13 protein-coding genes are annotated in these 14,930 nt (G+C 66.1%); 7 read left to right on the forward strand and 6 right to left on the reverse strand.

The genetic code is table 11. The features are described from left to right. Nucleotides 1-211: 211 nt before the first annotated feature. Nucleotides 212-739, reverse strand: coding sequence for an SH3 domain-containing protein (locus tag QMZ05_RS10240; RefSeq protein WP_353700656.1), 528 nt, complete (start codon nucleotides 737-739; stop codon nucleotides 212-214). 346 nt (nucleotides 740-1,085) lie between these two features. Between QMZ05_RS10240 and QMZ05_RS10245 the strand changes: the two genes are divergently transcribed. Further along, complete coding sequence (locus QMZ05_RS10245; RefSeq protein ID WP_057015287.1) at nucleotides 1,086-2,090, forward strand: D-glycerate dehydrogenase; 1,005 nt, start codon at nucleotides 1,086-1,088, stop codon at nucleotides 2,088-2,090. A gap of 424 nt (nucleotides 2,091-2,514) precedes the next feature. On the opposite strand, the gene QMZ05_RS10250 is transcribed toward QMZ05_RS10245, so the two are convergent. Next, nucleotides 2,515-3,426 (reverse strand): LysR family transcriptional regulator, encoded by a 912-nt coding sequence (locus QMZ05_RS10250; protein WP_353700657.1) that lies wholly within the window; start codon nucleotides 3,424-3,426, stop codon nucleotides 2,515-2,517. 123 nt (nucleotides 3,427-3,549) lie between these two features. Here QMZ05_RS10250 and QMZ05_RS10255 point away from each other — a divergent pair, with 123 nt between their 5' ends. Further along, entirely contained in the window at nucleotides 3,550-4,557 is a 1,008-nt protein-coding gene (locus QMZ05_RS10255; RefSeq protein WP_353700658.1) for an aldo/keto reductase, read from the forward strand. Nucleotides 4,558-4,566: 9 nt separating this feature from the next. Here QMZ05_RS10255 and moeB read toward each other — a convergent pair whose 3' ends face one another. Then, the gene (gene moeB, locus QMZ05_RS10260) at nucleotides 4,567-5,370 is read right to left on the reverse strand and encodes a molybdopterin-synthase adenylyltransferase MoeB (protein ID WP_353700659.1); all 804 of its coding nucleotides are present in this window, start codon (nucleotides 5,368-5,370) and stop codon (nucleotides 4,567-4,569) included. A gap of 110 nt (nucleotides 5,371-5,480) precedes the next feature. On the opposite strand from moeB, the gene QMZ05_RS10265 reads away from it, so the two are divergent. Further along, nucleotides 5,481-6,854: a serine protease gene (locus QMZ05_RS10265; RefSeq protein ID WP_353700660.1), complete on the forward strand. Its 1,374-nt coding sequence runs from the start codon at nucleotides 5,481-5,483 to the stop codon at nucleotides 6,852-6,854. Between the two features lie 245 nt (nucleotides 6,855-7,099). Here the strand turns inward: QMZ05_RS10265 and ggt are convergent, their stop codons facing one another. The 3 genes from ggt to mutM form a co-directional block, all read right to left on the reverse strand. Continuing rightward, entirely contained in the window at nucleotides 7,100-8,779 is a 1,680-nt protein-coding gene (gene ggt, locus QMZ05_RS10270) for a gamma-glutamyltransferase (protein WP_353700715.1), read from the reverse strand. A gap of 111 nt (nucleotides 8,780-8,890) precedes the next feature. Then, nucleotides 8,891-9,448 carry a GNAT family N-acetyltransferase gene (locus tag QMZ05_RS10275; RefSeq protein ID WP_353700661.1) on the reverse strand — a complete coding sequence of 186 codons (558 nt, stop codon included), beginning with the start codon at nucleotides 9,446-9,448 and terminating at the stop codon, nucleotides 8,891-8,893. Between the two features lies 1 nt (nucleotide 9,449). Next, nucleotides 9,450-10,331: a bifunctional DNA-formamidopyrimidine glycosylase/DNA-(apurinic or apyrimidinic site) lyase gene (gene mutM / locus QMZ05_RS10280; protein WP_353700662.1), complete on the reverse strand. Its 882-nt coding sequence runs from the start codon at nucleotides 10,329-10,331 to the stop codon at nucleotides 9,450-9,452. A 139-nt stretch (nucleotides 10,332-10,470) separates the two neighbouring features. On the opposite strand from mutM, the gene ubiE reads away from it, so the two are divergent. The 4 genes from ubiE to dut all read left to right on the forward strand — a co-directional run bounded on the left by ubiE (nucleotide 10,471) and on the right by dut (nucleotide 14,748). Further along, complete coding sequence (ubiE, locus tag QMZ05_RS10285; protein WP_353700716.1) at nucleotides 10,471-11,232, forward strand: bifunctional demethylmenaquinone methyltransferase/2-methoxy-6-polyprenyl-1,4-benzoquinol methylase UbiE; 762 nt, start codon at nucleotides 10,471-10,473, stop codon at nucleotides 11,230-11,232. After that, nucleotides 11,229-12,803: a 2-polyprenylphenol 6-hydroxylase gene (gene ubiB / locus QMZ05_RS10290; protein WP_353700663.1), complete on the forward strand. Its 1,575-nt coding sequence runs from the start codon at nucleotides 11,229-11,231 to the stop codon at nucleotides 12,801-12,803. Before ubiE ends, ubiB begins: the two co-directional genes overlap by 4 nt. A gap of 65 nt (nucleotides 12,804-12,868) precedes the next feature. Next, the gene (coaBC, locus tag QMZ05_RS10295; RefSeq protein WP_353700664.1) at nucleotides 12,869-14,293 is read left to right on the forward strand and encodes a bifunctional phosphopantothenoylcysteine decarboxylase/phosphopantothenate--cysteine ligase CoaBC; all 1,425 of its coding nucleotides are present in this window, start codon (nucleotides 12,869-12,871) and stop codon (nucleotides 14,291-14,293) included. After that, complete coding sequence (dut, locus tag QMZ05_RS10300; RefSeq protein ID WP_353700665.1) at nucleotides 14,290-14,748, forward strand: dUTP diphosphatase; 459 nt, start codon at nucleotides 14,290-14,292, stop codon at nucleotides 14,746-14,748. Before coaBC ends, dut begins: the two co-directional genes overlap by 4 nt. The last annotated feature ends 182 nt before the right edge of the window (nucleotides 14,749-14,930 follow it).

The raw sequence follows: 14,930 nt of genomic DNA on the forward strand, positions 1-14,930 counted from the left end.
TGACGTGTCCCATCGTCCCCCCGAATCAATCTCAGCCGCCAAAATCCACCATCAGAGCGTGGTTTTTGCACGGCCTGGAAAGCCGGGACCCATAACCACAAATCTTGGTTGCTGCTAAAGGCGTCTCCTACCGCGCGCCAACGATAAATCACGCGGTATGGGTCCGGCCCCCCGTGCGCGATTGCGCACTCGGCCGGGACGACAACAAATCTCAGTCCACCTTCTCGTCGGCGTAGACGCCCCAGAGGCGCTGCTGCTCGATCCAGCCGTCGAAGCCGTTGCCGGTGACCCGGCACCAGCTGTTAGCGCATTTCTTGACCTGCGCGACGACGCCGGCCTGCAGGCGCGCCGCGATCGCGCTGGTGGCGTCGGGGCGATCGTACAGCGAGGCCAGATCGTCCTTGTTCTTCATCGTGACGACCGCAGTGCGGCGGCCGGACAGCAGGGAATGATAGACCCAGCCTTCGGCGCCTTCGGAATCGCGCACCCGGCGCCAGTTCTCGAACTCGGCGGTGATTTCGACCGGCAGCCCCGAGCGCGTGTAGACCCAGGCGACGTCGTTATCCTTGGTCGGGCCGCCGCGGACGTTCACATGATCGGATTTCAGGCTGACATAGCGCGGGATCGGCAAACCGCTGGTGGTGGGGCTCAAATCCTTGGCGGTATGTCCCGGGCTGACCGACGCGCTCAGCATGCTCCCGACCAGAGCCACCAATGAACCGAAACGCCAGACCATCAACTCGTCTCCTGCCGGGATGCCCAACCGCATTCGGCGAGCTGCAACCCAAACCCAAATCCAAACCCAAACCCACGCCTAAAGTCTCAGGCCCCTGCGCCGTCCGCTCCCGCACCGCACGTCCGAGGGGTTCTTGTCTTGGCCCGGCCTTCTGCTAGAGAGGACGGAACGCCTGAGAGCCAGAACACCCGAATTTCCCCTGACGAAAGCCGGGGCAAGTATCGGGGAACCCTAGGAAACGCGAAGGAAACGCCGGGACAGCGCGGCTATCAGCAGTGTCGAACAACCGGGTTAATGAGGCCTCAACGGCTCGGTTTTTGGCGAGCCGCGCGCCTCATGAAAGCAGGACATGTCGGTGAAGAAAAAGCCTCTCGTCGTCGTCACCCGCAAGCTGCCGGACTCGATCGAGACCCGGATGCGCGAGCTGTTCGATGCCAGACTGAATCTCGACGACACGCCGATGACGCCGGAGCAGATCGCCGAAGCGGCGAGGACCGCCGACGTGCTGGTGCCGACCGTGACCGACATGATCCGCGAGGACGTGATCAATCAGCCCGACTGCAAGCTGAAGATGATCGCCAATTTCGGCAACGGCGTCGACAATATCGACGTCGCCGCAGCCCATGCCCGCGGCATCACGGTGACCAACACGCCGAAGGTGCTGACCGAGGACACCGCCGACATGACCATGGCGCTGATCCTTGCAGTGCCGCGCCGGCTGATCGAAGGCGCCTCGATCCTGACCGAAGGCAAGCAGCACTGGGCCGGCTGGTCGCCGACCTGGATGCTCGGCCACCGCATCGGTGGCAAGCGGCTCGGCATCGTCGGCATGGGCCGCATCGGCCAGGCCGTGGCGCGCCGCGCCCGCGCCTTCGGCCTGCAGATCCACTATCACAACCGCCGCCCGGTGGCGCCCATGATCGCCGAAGAGCTCGGCGCGACCTATTGGGAAAGCCTCGACCAGATGCTGGCGCGGATGGACATCATCTCGGTGAACTGCCCGCACACGCCGGCGACCTACCATCTGCTCTCGGCGCGGCGGCTCAAGCTGATCCGGAAAGAGGCCTATGTCGTCAACACCGCGCGCGGCGAGGTGATCGACGAGGACACACTGATCAAGCTGATCGAAGCCGGCGATATCGGCGGCGCAGCGCTCGACGTCTATGAGCACGAGCCCGCGGTGAACCCGAAGCTGGTGCGGCTCGCCAAGGCGGGCAAGGTGACGCTGCTGCCCCACATGGGCTCGGCCACCATCGAAGGCCGCGTCGAGATGGGCGAGAAGGTGATCATCAACATCCGGACCTTCCTCGACGCCCACAAGCCGCCGGATCGCGTGCTGCCGAGCATGCTGTAGGAATTCCGTAGCCCGGATGGAGCGCAGCGAAATCCGGGACAGCATCGCCACGTCAAGACCGCCCCGGATTACGCTTCGCTCCATCCGGGCTACGGCACTGCCAAAATATCGAAAACAACCCCATGCAAAGGAGCCGGTGCGGCCGACCCGCATTCGGTGTCGTCCCTGCCTAGTGCGCAATTGCGCGCGGGAGCCCGGACGACAATGTGGGACTGTTCTGAGGTCGCACAGCGCTCTTTCACCCTCCCCTGGAGGGGAGGGTCGACGCGAATGAAATGAGCGGCGGGGTGGGGTGACGGTCTCTCCACGCAGACACTGTCCGTGTTGAGAGATCACCCCACCCCGTCTCACATTCCGCTGCGCTCCATGTGAGCCGACCCTCCCCCTCCAGGGACCCTCCAGGGGAGGGTGTGACAGCTCGACCTTATTTCCTCCGCCGCGCCTGCTTGCGCCAGTCGGCGACGAACGACACGAACGCGGCGAGCGCCGGCGGCGGCTGGCGGCGACTCGGGTAGTAGAGGAACGGGCCGTCGAACGGCGGGCACCAGTCGTCGAGCACGCTGACGAGCGCACCGGATTTGACGCCGTAGCGGACGTAGCCCTCGAACGTCGCCCAATAGCCGACGCCGTCATGGACCGCGCGCAGCGCGAGGCCGAGATGGGTCGCGGTCAGCTTGGCCGGCGGCGAGATCTTCACCACGCGGCCGTTCTTCTCGAACTCCCAATCGAACATCACGCCGTTGCTGAAGCGGCTGCGGATGCAGGCATGCGCCAGCAGATCCTTCGGATGCATCGGCCGGCCATGCTTGGCGACATAGTCGCTCGACGCCACGACCGCGTAGCGCTGCGGCGCGCCGAGCGGAACCGCCACCATGTCCTGCGCCAAATGCTCGCCGTAGCGCACGCCGGCGTCAAATCCCTGCGCGACGATGTCCACGAACGCGCTCTCGGCCACGAGGTCGAGGTCAACTTTCGGATATCTGGCGAGGAACGGCGCGATCATCGGCGCCAGCACGAGATCGACCGCGGGCGGCGGCGCGTTGATGCGCAGGCGCCCGGACGGCTCGGCGCGCAGGCCGCGCACCTCGGTGATCGCGTCGGCGACATTGACCATGGCCGGCGCGACGCGCGCGAGTAGCAGCTCGCCGGCCTCGGTCAGCGATACGCTTCGGGTGGTGCGGTTCATCAGGCGGACGCCGAGCCGCTCCTCCATGTCGCGCAGCCGCTGGCTGAGGCTGGACACCGAGACGTGCTGCTCCAATGCGGCGCGTCGGAAGTTGCGGGTGCGCGCCACCGCCACGAAGGCGTCGAGGTCGCGAAGGTCGAAATCCTGCATTGTTCGATATAGTGAACAACCTATTCTGGATTGTCCAGCTTATCCCGAAACCCGGGTCGGCCCATATCAGCCGCGCGATTTTGGCGACGTGATCGCACGCCGTAACACGCAGGGAACGCCACCATGGATACACGCAAACTCGGTTCCACCGGCCCCACGGTTTCGCAGATCGGCCTCGGCTGCATGGGGATGTCTGAGGTCTATGGCCCAGCCGATCGCGGCGAGAGCATCGCCACGGTGCATGCGGCGCTCGATGCCGGCATCACGCTGCTGGATACCGGCGACTTCTACGCGATGGGCCACAATGAGATGCTGGTGCGCGAAGCCTTGAAGGATGTCGCGCGCGACCGGCTCCAGATCAGCGTCAAGTTCGGCGCACTGCGCGGCCCCGCGGGTGAATTCGCCGGAATGGACACGCGGCCGGCCGCGACGAAGAACTTCCTCGCCTATTCGCTGCAACGTCTCGGCACCGACTACATCGACATCTACCGCCCGGCACGTCTTGATCCCAACGTTCCGATCGAGGAGACGATCGGCGGCCTCGCCGATCTGGTGAAGTCCGGCTACATCAAACATATCGGCCTGTCCGAGGTCGGCTCCGACACCATCCGCCGTGCCCATGCCGTGCATCCGATCGTCGATCTCCAGATCGAATACTCGCTGATCGAGCGTGGCATCGAACGCGACATCCTGACGACCTGCCGCGAGCTTGGCATCGGCATCACGGCCTACGGCGTGCTGGCGCGCGGGCTGATCAGCGGTCACTGGTCGAAGGATTCCGGCAAGATCGGCAGGGACTATCGGCTGATGACGCCGCGCTTCCAGGGCGCGAACCTCGACGCCAATCTCGCGCTGGCGGAGCAGTTGCGCGCCATTGCCGCCGAGATCGGGGCAACACCGGCGCAGGTCGCGATCGCCTGGGTGGCGGCACAAGGCAAGGAGATCGTGCCGCTGGTCGGCGCCCGCACCCGCAACCGTCTCACCGAAGCGCTCGGCGCGACCAGGCTGACGCTGACGCAGGCACATCTCGCAGCGCTGGCGAAAGCCTTCCCGCCGGATATCGCTGCCGGCACGCGCTATGCGGCCGAGCAGATGGCGCATCTCGACAGCGAGAAGCCGGCCACCCGATAACGGCGGCAATCAGGTCCGATGTCCGCTCAGATCGGTGATGCCCGGTGCATCACCATTGAGCGGGTTCTGCGGATCGCGCGCGTAACGCAGGGTTTCGAACCGCATCGCGCGCGCATCCACCATCAGGAGGCGGCCGACCAGGCCCTCGCCGAAGCCGACGATCTCGCGGATCGCCTCGAGCGCCATCATCGATCCCATGAGTCCGGCCAGCGCCCCCATCACGCCGGCCTCGGCGCAGGCCGGCACGGTGCCCGGCGGGGGCGCCTCCGGGAACAGGCAGCGATAGGTCGGGTTGAAGACGCCTTCCGCATTCTTCTCGTGGGCGCGGATCGTGGTCAGCGAGCCGTCGAACTGGCCGAGCGCCGCCGTGATCAGCGGCCGCTTCGCGAGGAAGCACGCGTCGGCGACGAGATAGCGGGTCTCGAAATTGTCGGAGCCGTCGAGCACGAGATCGTAATTTCCGATCAGCGCCATCGCATTGTCGGCGGTGAGCCGCATCGGATGCGCCTCGAACGTCACATGCGGATTGAGCGCGTGGATCTGCGCCGCCGCGCTGTCGACCTTGCGCTTGCCGATGTCGGACGTCGTATGGATGATCTGGCGCTGCAAATTGGAGAGCGAGACGATGTCGTCATCGATCACGCCGAGACGGCCGACGCCGGCCGCAGCCAGATACATCAGCACCGGTGCGCCGAGGCCACCGGCGCCGATCACCAGCACCGATGCCTCTTTCAGCGCATTCTGGCCGGGGCCGCCCACCTCGCGCAGCACGATGTGGCGGGCATAGCGTTCAAGTTCGTCGGCACTCAGCATCTTGATGTCCTGCGCGCTGTTCCCTGAACCGGAGCGCGGTTGTTGCCGACCAAGCAGATGTGCTTAATTGCGTCGACGTCAATGGTTTCAGTCATTTCCCCGGATTTGTCATGAGATTGATGCTTTCGGCAACATTGATGGTCGCGGCCGTGACGGTTGGAGGCATGGGCGCTGCACATGCCCAGTTGACGCCGCCATCGACGGCCGGGGCCAAGCCGAAGACCGTGACGACGGTGCCGATCCGCCCGGCGCTGCAGAAACCAGAGGATACCGCCAGCGCGATGGCGCAGGCCGAGCGGCTGGCGCTGCAATCCGACCTCGCCTGGGTCGGCGAATATAACGGTGCGATTACCGGCGACGTCAGCGAGCGCATGGTCAATGCGATCAAGGAATTCCAGAAGAACCGCGGCGGCAAGCCGACCGGCGTGCTGAACCCGCAGGAGCGCGGCGTGCTCGCCGACACCGCGCGGCGCAAGCAGGAGAGCGTCGGCTGGCGGATCGTCACCGAGCCTGCCACCGGGGCGCGGCTCGGCATTCCCACAAAACTGGTGCCGCAGCTTACCAGCGACGCCTCCGGCGCCAAATGGACCTCGCCGACCGGCACCGTCCAGGTGCTGCTGACCCGGCGCAAGGAAGCCAGCCCGACCACCGCAAAGCTCGCCGAGCAGGAGAAGAAGGAGCCGGCCGGCCGCACCATCGACTACACCGTGGTGAAGCCGGATTTCTTCGTGCTGTCGGGCATGCAGGGGCTGAAGAAGTTCTATCTGCGCGGCACCTTGAAGGGCGACGAGGTCCGCATCCTCACCATCCTCTACGATCAGGCGATGCAGATCACGGTCGAGCCGGTGGTGATCGCGATGTCGAGCGCCTTCAATGCATTTCCATCTGGCGTGCAGGCCGGCCCGCCGCCGCGCAAGACCGTCGAATATGCCACCGGGGTCGTGGTCAGCGACGATGGCGCAGTTATCACCGACCGGATAGCGACCGATGATTGCATCGCGCTGACGATCCCGGGCCACGGCAATGCCGACCGGGTCGCGGCCGACAAGGACCACGATCTCGCATTGCTGCGCATCTATGGCGCGCGCGGACTGAAGCCGCTCAACATCGCAGGCCAGGCAACCCAGACCGCGCTCGACATCACCGGCATCGCCGATCCGCAGAACCAGGGCGGCGGCGCGGCCGCGAGCAGCGTCAAGGCTGCGGTGGCGCAGCTCGGCGGCGGCGATCAGGCACTGTCACCACCGCCGGCGCTCGGGTTCTCGGGTGCGGCAGCGCTCGACGGCGGCGGCAAGTTTGCCGGCATCGCATTGCTGAAGCCCGTCATCGTTGCAGGTCCCGCAAACGCGGCACCACCGGCGCAGGCCGCGCTGGTGCCGGCCGACACGGTGCGCACCTTTCTGAAGGCACATGCCGTCACCGCATCGGGCGAATCAGCGGATGCCAAATCCGCCGTGGTCCGCGTGATCTGCGTCAGGAAGTAATTCGGCAGAGCAGCCCGGGTTCTGTCCATTCGTCGTCCCGGCCTAGTGCGCAATTGCGCACGGGAGCCGGGACCCATACGCCGCAGCAGGTGTTGTAGGCGGGACTCGTCGTTTCAGCGGTGCGCAACAATGACGGGCTGTGGTTATGGGTCCCGGCTTTCGCCGGGACGACGGTGGGTATAGCTCTCGTTCTGGATGCCCGCTTTCGCGGGGTATGACGATCTCACTTGCGAGTGTACCCAACCTCACCTCAGCGCAAACCGCACGCCCGCCCGCGCGAGACCACCGGCAATGCCGACCGGCGTGCCGTCGGCGCGCCAGCAGGCCGCGCCGGACATCGTGCCATCGGCGTGGAACTGGATCGCGTTCATGCCGCCGGCCACCGTGGCCACCACCTGCACGCGGTGGCCTTTCGCTGAGAGCGCCGCACGCACGGCCTCCGGCACCGCCTGCTCGACCTCCAGCGCATTGCCCTCGGTCCACACCCGCGGCGCCTCGACCGCTTCCTGCAAATCCATGCCGTGATCGATCAGATTGATCAGCGCCTGCATCGCGCTCGGGAAGATGCGCTTTCCGCCGGGCAGGCCGAGTGCGTAGGCCAGCTTGCCGTCGCGCAGCGCCATCATCGGCGACATCGAGGTGGTGACGCGCTTGCCCGCGGCCAGCGACAGCGCGTGCCCCGGCCGCGGATCGAACAGGTTCATGTAGTTGTTCGGCACGGTGCCGAGGCCCGGGATCAATATCTTGGCCCCGAACAGATTGTTGATGGTCTGGGTGGTCGCGACCACATTGCCCATCGCATCCGCCGCAGTCATGTGCGTGGTGTGCGCGCTTTCGAGCTGGGTGATGCCGGCGCCCCAGGCCTGCGCGCGGTCGGGATCGATCGCCCGGCGGCGCTCCTCGGCATAGGCCTTCGAGGTCAGCTGCTCCACCGGCACGTTGATATAGGCGGGATCACCGCTCGCCGCTTCACGGTCCGCAAAGGCGATCTTCAGCACCTCGGCAAGATAATGGATCGTCTCGGCCGTGCCGAAGCCGAAGTGGGCGATGTCATAGCCTTCGAGGATGTTGAGCATCTCTGTGATGTGCACGCCCGACGCGGCCGGCGGCGGGGGCCCGAGGATTTCCCAGCCGCGATAGTCGCAGCGGATCGGCTGCCGCTCGACGGTCTTGTAGGTCGCGAGATCCTGCTGCGCGATGAAGCCGCCGTTCCTCTTCATGTAATCGACCAGGATGTCGCCGAGCGGTCCCTGGTAGAGCGCGTTGTCGCCATGGTCGGCGATGTATTTCAGCGTCTCGGCATACTCCGCCTGCACCACGCGCTCGCCCGGCTTCAGCGGGATGCCGTTGGGCAGGTAGATCGCCGCGATCGGCTTGTCCTTCAGCATCTCTTCGGCGCCGTCGGTGATGCATTCGTGCAGATAAGGCGTCGCCGCATAGCCGCGCGCCGCATGCTTGATCGCGGGTTGCATCACGTCGGCAAGGCTCATGGTGCCGAAGCGGCGCAAGGTTTCGCACCACGCCTTCAGCGAGCCCGGCACCGCGACCGCCTTCGGGCCATTCAGATTCTCATTGCCGACGGTGTCGAACACGTCATGCGCCGAACCGGGCTTCGACGTGTAGGTATCCGGCTTCACCGCCTGCGGCACCGTGCTCTGGCCGTCGATGAAGCGATGGCTGCCGTCGGCGAGACGAATATGCGCCATGCCGCCGCCGATGATGCCGACCATCATCGGCTCGACCACGGTCAGCGTGAACAGGGTGGCGATCGCCGCATCGATCGCATTGCCGCCGGCAGCTAACATCTCGGCGCCCGCAGCTGACGCCAGCGGATGATTGCTCACCACCATGCCGCGGCTGCTGGTGGCCGGCTGCTTCTCGCACTGAAAACTTGTCGCGGCGCGATCGCGCCAGTTGCCGTTCATCGCCATTGTGTTCTCGTTTTTCTAGGGAGCGATGGGCGGCATGTTGTTCGGCCTCGCAGGCGCGGTCAAGCCACCGCGAACTTCGTCATGGCGGCATTCGCGAATGCGACGTCAGCGCCGATCGCGCAGCCAGGCCTCGCGCGTGACCTTCCACTTCTCCGCCCGGGATTCGCCGTTGTGATGCGGAAGCTCGACGAAGCCGACGAATTCGGCGCCGGTCTTCTGCTTGACCCGGCGCGAGGCGACGTTGGACGGCGCGTTGCAGACATGGAAGTGATCGAGGTCGAGCGTCAGGAAGGCGAAATCATTCACCGCGGCGATCGCCTCGGTCATGAGGCCCTGATTCCAATACGGTTCGGCGAGCCAGAACCCGCGATTGCCCTTGCGGCCATCGGCGCGCGGCCGGAAATTGATGTTGCCGATCGCTCCGCCATCGCCGGCGCGCAACACCAGCACCCATTGATAGCTCTCCTCGCCGGCCGCGATCTTGTCCAGCTCCCGCTTGATGAAGCTTTCCGCGCCGTCGTTGGGATACGGCCACGGCACCACCGTGGCGAGGGTCTTGATCACGTTCCAATTGTTGAAGTGACGCTGGATCGCCGGGGCATCCGAGGGCGCAAGCGGCCGCAGGATCAGGCGCTGCGTCTCGATGCGCGGCGTCGCGAACATGTCACTTCTGGCACTTCGGGCACCAGAACGTCGAACGGCCGTTCTGGGTGAAGCGCCTGACGATGCCCCCGCAGCCCGAGGTGCGGCATGTCTCGCCTTCGCGGTCATAGACCTGGAACGAATGCTGGAAATAGCCGAGATCGCCGTTGGTCAACCGATGGTCGCTGATCGAGGAGCCGCCGGCCTTGATCGCCTGGTTGAGCACCGAATGGATCGCATCGACCAGCCGTTTGGCGTGGTCGGTGGGCTCGGCCTTCTTGGTCGCAAGCGTCGCGGCCAATCGCCGCGGCGACAGGTGCGAACGAAACAGCGCCTCGCAGACATAGATGTTGCCAAGTCCCGCCACCACGCGCTGATCGAGCAGCGCCGCCTTCAGGCTGGTCTTCTTGTTGTGGCAGGAGCGCGCCAGCATCGCGGCGCCGAACTCGTTGCCGAGCGGCTCGGGACCGAGCCCCTTCAGCAGTGGTTCATCCTCGACCGCGTTGCGGGCGATGATCTTCATGTAGCCGAAGCGCCTGGGATCGTTGAACACGACCGCCGCGCCCGACGACATGTGGAACACGACATGATCGTGCGCGCGATCGTCGCTGCGCGGGTGGTGGAATTGCCCCGGCGCCGCCGCGCCTTCCTGCTTCAGCACCCGGAACGAGCCCGACATGCCCAGATGCATCAGCAGCACGTCGCCGGAGTTCAGGTCCGCCATCAAATATTTGGCACGGCGGCCGAGCCCGGTGATGGTCCGGCCCTCGAGCCGGGCGATAAAGTCTTTTTGAAACGGAAACCGCAAATCCTTGCGGCGGGCCTCGGCCTTGAGGATTTTGGAGCCTTCCATGGCCGGTTGCAGGCCGCGGCGGACGGTCTCGACTTCGGGTAATTCCGGCATGGCAGGCATTCACCTTTTGAAAGTGACGTGATAGCGCCATTGCGGCCGCCGCGCTATGGTTTGGCTGGAGCGTTTTCGAGCGAAGCGGGCACCGGTTCGCGTGAGGAAAACGCGACCAAAAAGGTAAGAGTTCTGAGTGATGGATCGGCCGGATCAAACCACCCATTTCGGCTTCAGGGACGTGCCCCTGGGCGAGAAGCAGACGCTGGTGAACGACGTGTTTCACAGCGTAGCGTCGCGCTATGACTTGATGAACGATCTGATGTCGGGCGGCCTGCACCGGGCCTGGAAGGACGTCATGATCACGGCGCTCAACCCGCCGAAGGGCAACCGGCCGTTCGCGCTGCTCGACGTCGCCGGCGGCACCGGCGACATCTCGTTCCGGGCCGCCAAGACCGCGGGCACCGGCTTCCATGCCACGGTCTGCGACATCAATACCGACATGCTGGCCGTCGGCCGCGAGCGCGCCACCAAACAGCACCTCGATGACCGCGTGTCGTTCGTTGAGGGCAATGCCGAGGCGCTGGGCTTCGCCGACCGCGCGTTCGACGCCTACACCATCGCGTTCGGCATCCGCAACGTGCCGCAGATCGAGCTGGCACTGCGCGAGGCCTATCGGGTGCTCAAGCCCGGCAGCCGTTTCCTGTGCCTGGAATTCTCCACCGTCGACGTGCCCGGCCTCGACAAGATCTACGATCTGTTTTCCTTCAAGGTGATCCCGCCGCTCGGCCGCGCCGTCACCGGTGACGCCGAGTCCTATCAGTATCTCGTCGAGTCGATCCGCAAATTCCCGCGCCCGAGCGCGTTCGCCGAGATGATCGGCGCCGCCGGCTTTGCGCGCGTGAAGTGGCAGAGCCTCTCCGGCGGCATCGTGGCGCTGCATTCGGGCTGGCGTTTGTGATCTCTGCACTGTCCCACATTACGCGCCTTGCCCGCGCCGGTTTCGTGTTTGCGCGCGAAGGCGTGTTCGGCGTCGTCGATCCCGCGCTGGTGCCGCCGCCCGGGCAGCTCGCGCTGAAGCTGGCGCGGCTGATCGAGCGCCGCGACGGCAAGTCCGGTCCACGGCTGTCGCGCGCGCTGACCCGGCTCGGGCCGGCCTATCTCAAGCTCGGCCAATTCCTCGCCACCCGCCCCGACGTGGTTGGCGTCGCGATGGCGCGCGACCTCGAAAGCCTGCAGGACCGGCTGCCGCCGTTCGCGCAGGAAGAAGCCGAAACCGTCGTCACGCAATCGCTGGAACGGCCGCTGGCGCAGGCCTTTGTGCATCTCGGGCCTGCAGTTGCCGCAGCCTCGATCGCGCAGGTGCATCGCGGCGAGGTCGAGCGCGACGGCGTGCGGCAGCAGGTTGCGGTCAAGGTGCTCCGGCCCAACGTCGCCGCCCGCTTCCGCCGCGACCTCAGCGACTTCTTCTTCGTTGCGCACAAGGCGGAGGCGCATTCCGCCGAGGCGCGGCGGCTGCGGCTGATCGAAGTCATCAACACGATGTCGCGCTCGGTCGCGATGGAGATGGACCTGCGGCTCGAGGCGGCCGCGCTGTCGGAGATGGCCGAGAACACGCGCGACGACCCGGATTTCCGCGTGCCTACGGTGGATTGGGATCGCACCGCGCACAGCGTGCTGACGATGGAGTGGATCGACGGCATCGCGCTGAACGACCATGCTCGCCTCGCGCAAGCCAAGGTCGACCTGCCCGATCTCGGCCGCAAGGTGATCCAGAGCTTCCTGCGCCACGCGCTGCGCGACGGCTTCTTCCATGCCGACATGCATCCGGGCAACCTGTTCCTCGACGAGGCCGGCCGGCTGGTCGCCGTCGATTTCGGCATCATGGGACGGCTCGGGCTGAAGGAGCGGCGCTTCCTCGCCGAGATCCTGCTCGGCTTCATCACCCGCGACTATCGCCGCGTCGCCGAGGTGCATTTCGAGGCCGGCTATGTCCCGGGCCACCATTCGGTGGAGAATTTCGCGCAGGCGATCCGCGCCATCGGCGAGCCGATCCACAACCGCACCGCCGAGGAAATCTCGATGGCGAAGCTGCTCACGCTTCTGCTCGAGGTCACCGGCCTGTTCGACATGCAGACGCGGCCCGAACTGATCCTGCTGCAGAAGACCATGGTGGTGGTCGAGGGCGTGGCGCGCGGCTTCGACCCCAAGCTCGACATCTGGAAGATCGCCGATCCCGTGGTGCGCGAATGGATCACGCAGAATCTCGGCCCGGCCGGACGAATCCAGGGCGCGATTTCGGGTGCGGGCGAGCTCGGCCGCATCCTCGCCAATTTGCCGTCGATCGCCAGCCGCGCCGTGACGGTGCTCGAGCAGCTGGAGACCATGACACGGGAGGGTCACATGCTGTCGTCGGACTCGATCGACGAAATGGCCCGCGCCGAGGCCCGCAAGGCGCGGGTACAGACCGTGGGCCTCTGGGTCATTGCCATCGCCTCCATCGCAATCTTCTTCGCCATCCGTGCACACTGATTGCAATGCATGCACTGTGTGATAGCATCGCTATCACTGTTTGAGCATGATGCCTGGGACACGCCATGGCCAGCCTGACCATCCGCAAACTCGACGACGCGCTGAAAAGCTATCTGCGGCTCCGCTCCGCCAAAAACGGACGCTCGGTCGAGGAGGAGGTCCGGGTGATCCTCCGGGAGCTCGCAGACGGCGGTACGGAGCCCACCGGGGCGCTTGCGGCCGGTTCCCTTACCGTGACAGCCCCTGCCCCACGGCCCGCCAGCGCGGCCGGCGAGCCCAAGGTGACCCTGATCATCGGCGGCGGGATCGCAGCCTACAAGGCGCTGGATCTGATCCGGCGGCTCAAGGAGCGGCGCATCCAGGTCCGCTGCGTGCTGACCAAGGCGGCCCAGCAGTTCGTCACGCCGCTGGCCGCCAGCGCGCTGTCGCATGAGCGCGTCTACACCGACCTGTTCGACGCCGAGAGCGAGTTCGACGCCGGCCATATCCGCCTGGCGCGGGACTGCGACCTGATTGTGGTGGCGCCCGCCACCGCCGACCTGATGGCCAAGATGGCGCAGGGCCATGCCGACGACCTCGCCACCGCCACGCTGCTGGCGGCCAACCGGCCGATCCTGCTGGCGCCGGCGATGAACCCGCTGATGTGGAACAATCCGGCCACCCGCCGCAACGTGCTGCAACTCCGCCGTGACGGCGTCCATACCGTCGGCCCCAATGCCGGCGAGATGGCCGAAGCCGGCGAAGCCGGCGTCGGGCGGATGGCCGAGCCAACCGAGATCGCCGCGGCCGCCGACCGCATGCTGCGGCCGCCGCAGCCGCACCCGCTCGCGGGCAAGCGCGTGCTGATCACCGCCGGGCCGACCCATGAAGCGATCGATCCGGTGCGCTACATCGCCAACCGCTCGTCCGGCAAGCAGGGCTTTGCCATCGCCGCCGCCGCGCGCGCCGCCGGCGCCGAGGTGGTGCTGGTGACCGGCCCGGTCGAGCTCGACGATCCCCAGGGCATCTCCGTGATGCGCGTCGAATCCGCGCGCGACATGCTGCACCGGGTCGAGGCGGCGCTGCCGGTCGACGTTGCGATCTTTGCCGCCGCGGTCGCCGACTGGCGGGTCGCCAGCGAAGGCACCCAGAAATTGAAGAAGACCGCGGCCGGCATGCCGCCGCTGCAGCTGGTCGAGAACCCCGACATCCTCGCGACCATCTCCAAGCTCAAGGAGAAGCGGCCGCCGCTGGTGATCGGTTTCGCCGCCGAGACCGAGCACCTGATCGAGAACGCCAAGGCGAAGTTCGCGCGCAAGGGCTGCGACTGGATCGTCGCCAACGACGTCTCGCCGGCAACCGGCGTGATGGGCGGCGACCGCAATACCGTTCACCTGCTCTCGCGCGAGGGCAAGGACGTCACCGTCGATTCCTGGCCCGTGATGACCAAGGAGGAAGTCGCGACCGCGCTGGTCTCGCGGATCGCACGAGAAGTAGGAACCGGATCGTGAGCGCCACCATCAAGGTTGAAGTCCACCAATTGCCGCATGGCGCAGATCTCCTGCTGCCGATCTACCAGACCGCAGACGCGGCCGGGCTCGACCTGTTGGCCGCGGTGCCGCGGTCGGCGCCGCTGCTGCTGCTGCCGGGCCGGTACGAGATGGTTCCAACCGGGCTGACGATCGCGCTGCCGCCGGGCTTTGAGGCACAGGTGCGGCCGCGTTCCGGCCTTGCCGCCAAATACGGCGTCACGGTGCTGAACTCGCCCGGCACGATCGATGCCGATTATCGCGGCGAGATCAACGTGCTCCTGATCAATCACGGCCATGAGGTGTTCTCGATCCGGCGCGGCGAGCGCATCGCGCAGATGGTGATCGCGCCGGTCACCCGCGCCGAGCTGGTTCCGGTCGACGTGCTGCCGGCAACCGATCGCGGCGGCGGCGGCTTCGGCTCGACCGGCCGCTAGCGCGAAGTGTGCGGACCGCCTCCGCGAGATCACGCTTTGCGCGCGCTCTCCGCACGATTACGGAGTCAATTCGCGTAAAATCCACACCACCGGCCGCATTTTTTCACAGCGGATTCTGCGTTCACGGTCTGGACTCTTACTCGCCGAGTCCCGTTGGGACTATTCTGGATTGATTCGAGCGC

This window comes from Bradyrhizobium sp. INPA03-11B (assembly GCF_040446015.1).
Classification (GTDB): Bacteria; Pseudomonadota; Alphaproteobacteria; order Rhizobiales; family Xanthobacteraceae; genus Bradyrhizobium; species Bradyrhizobium macuxiense_A.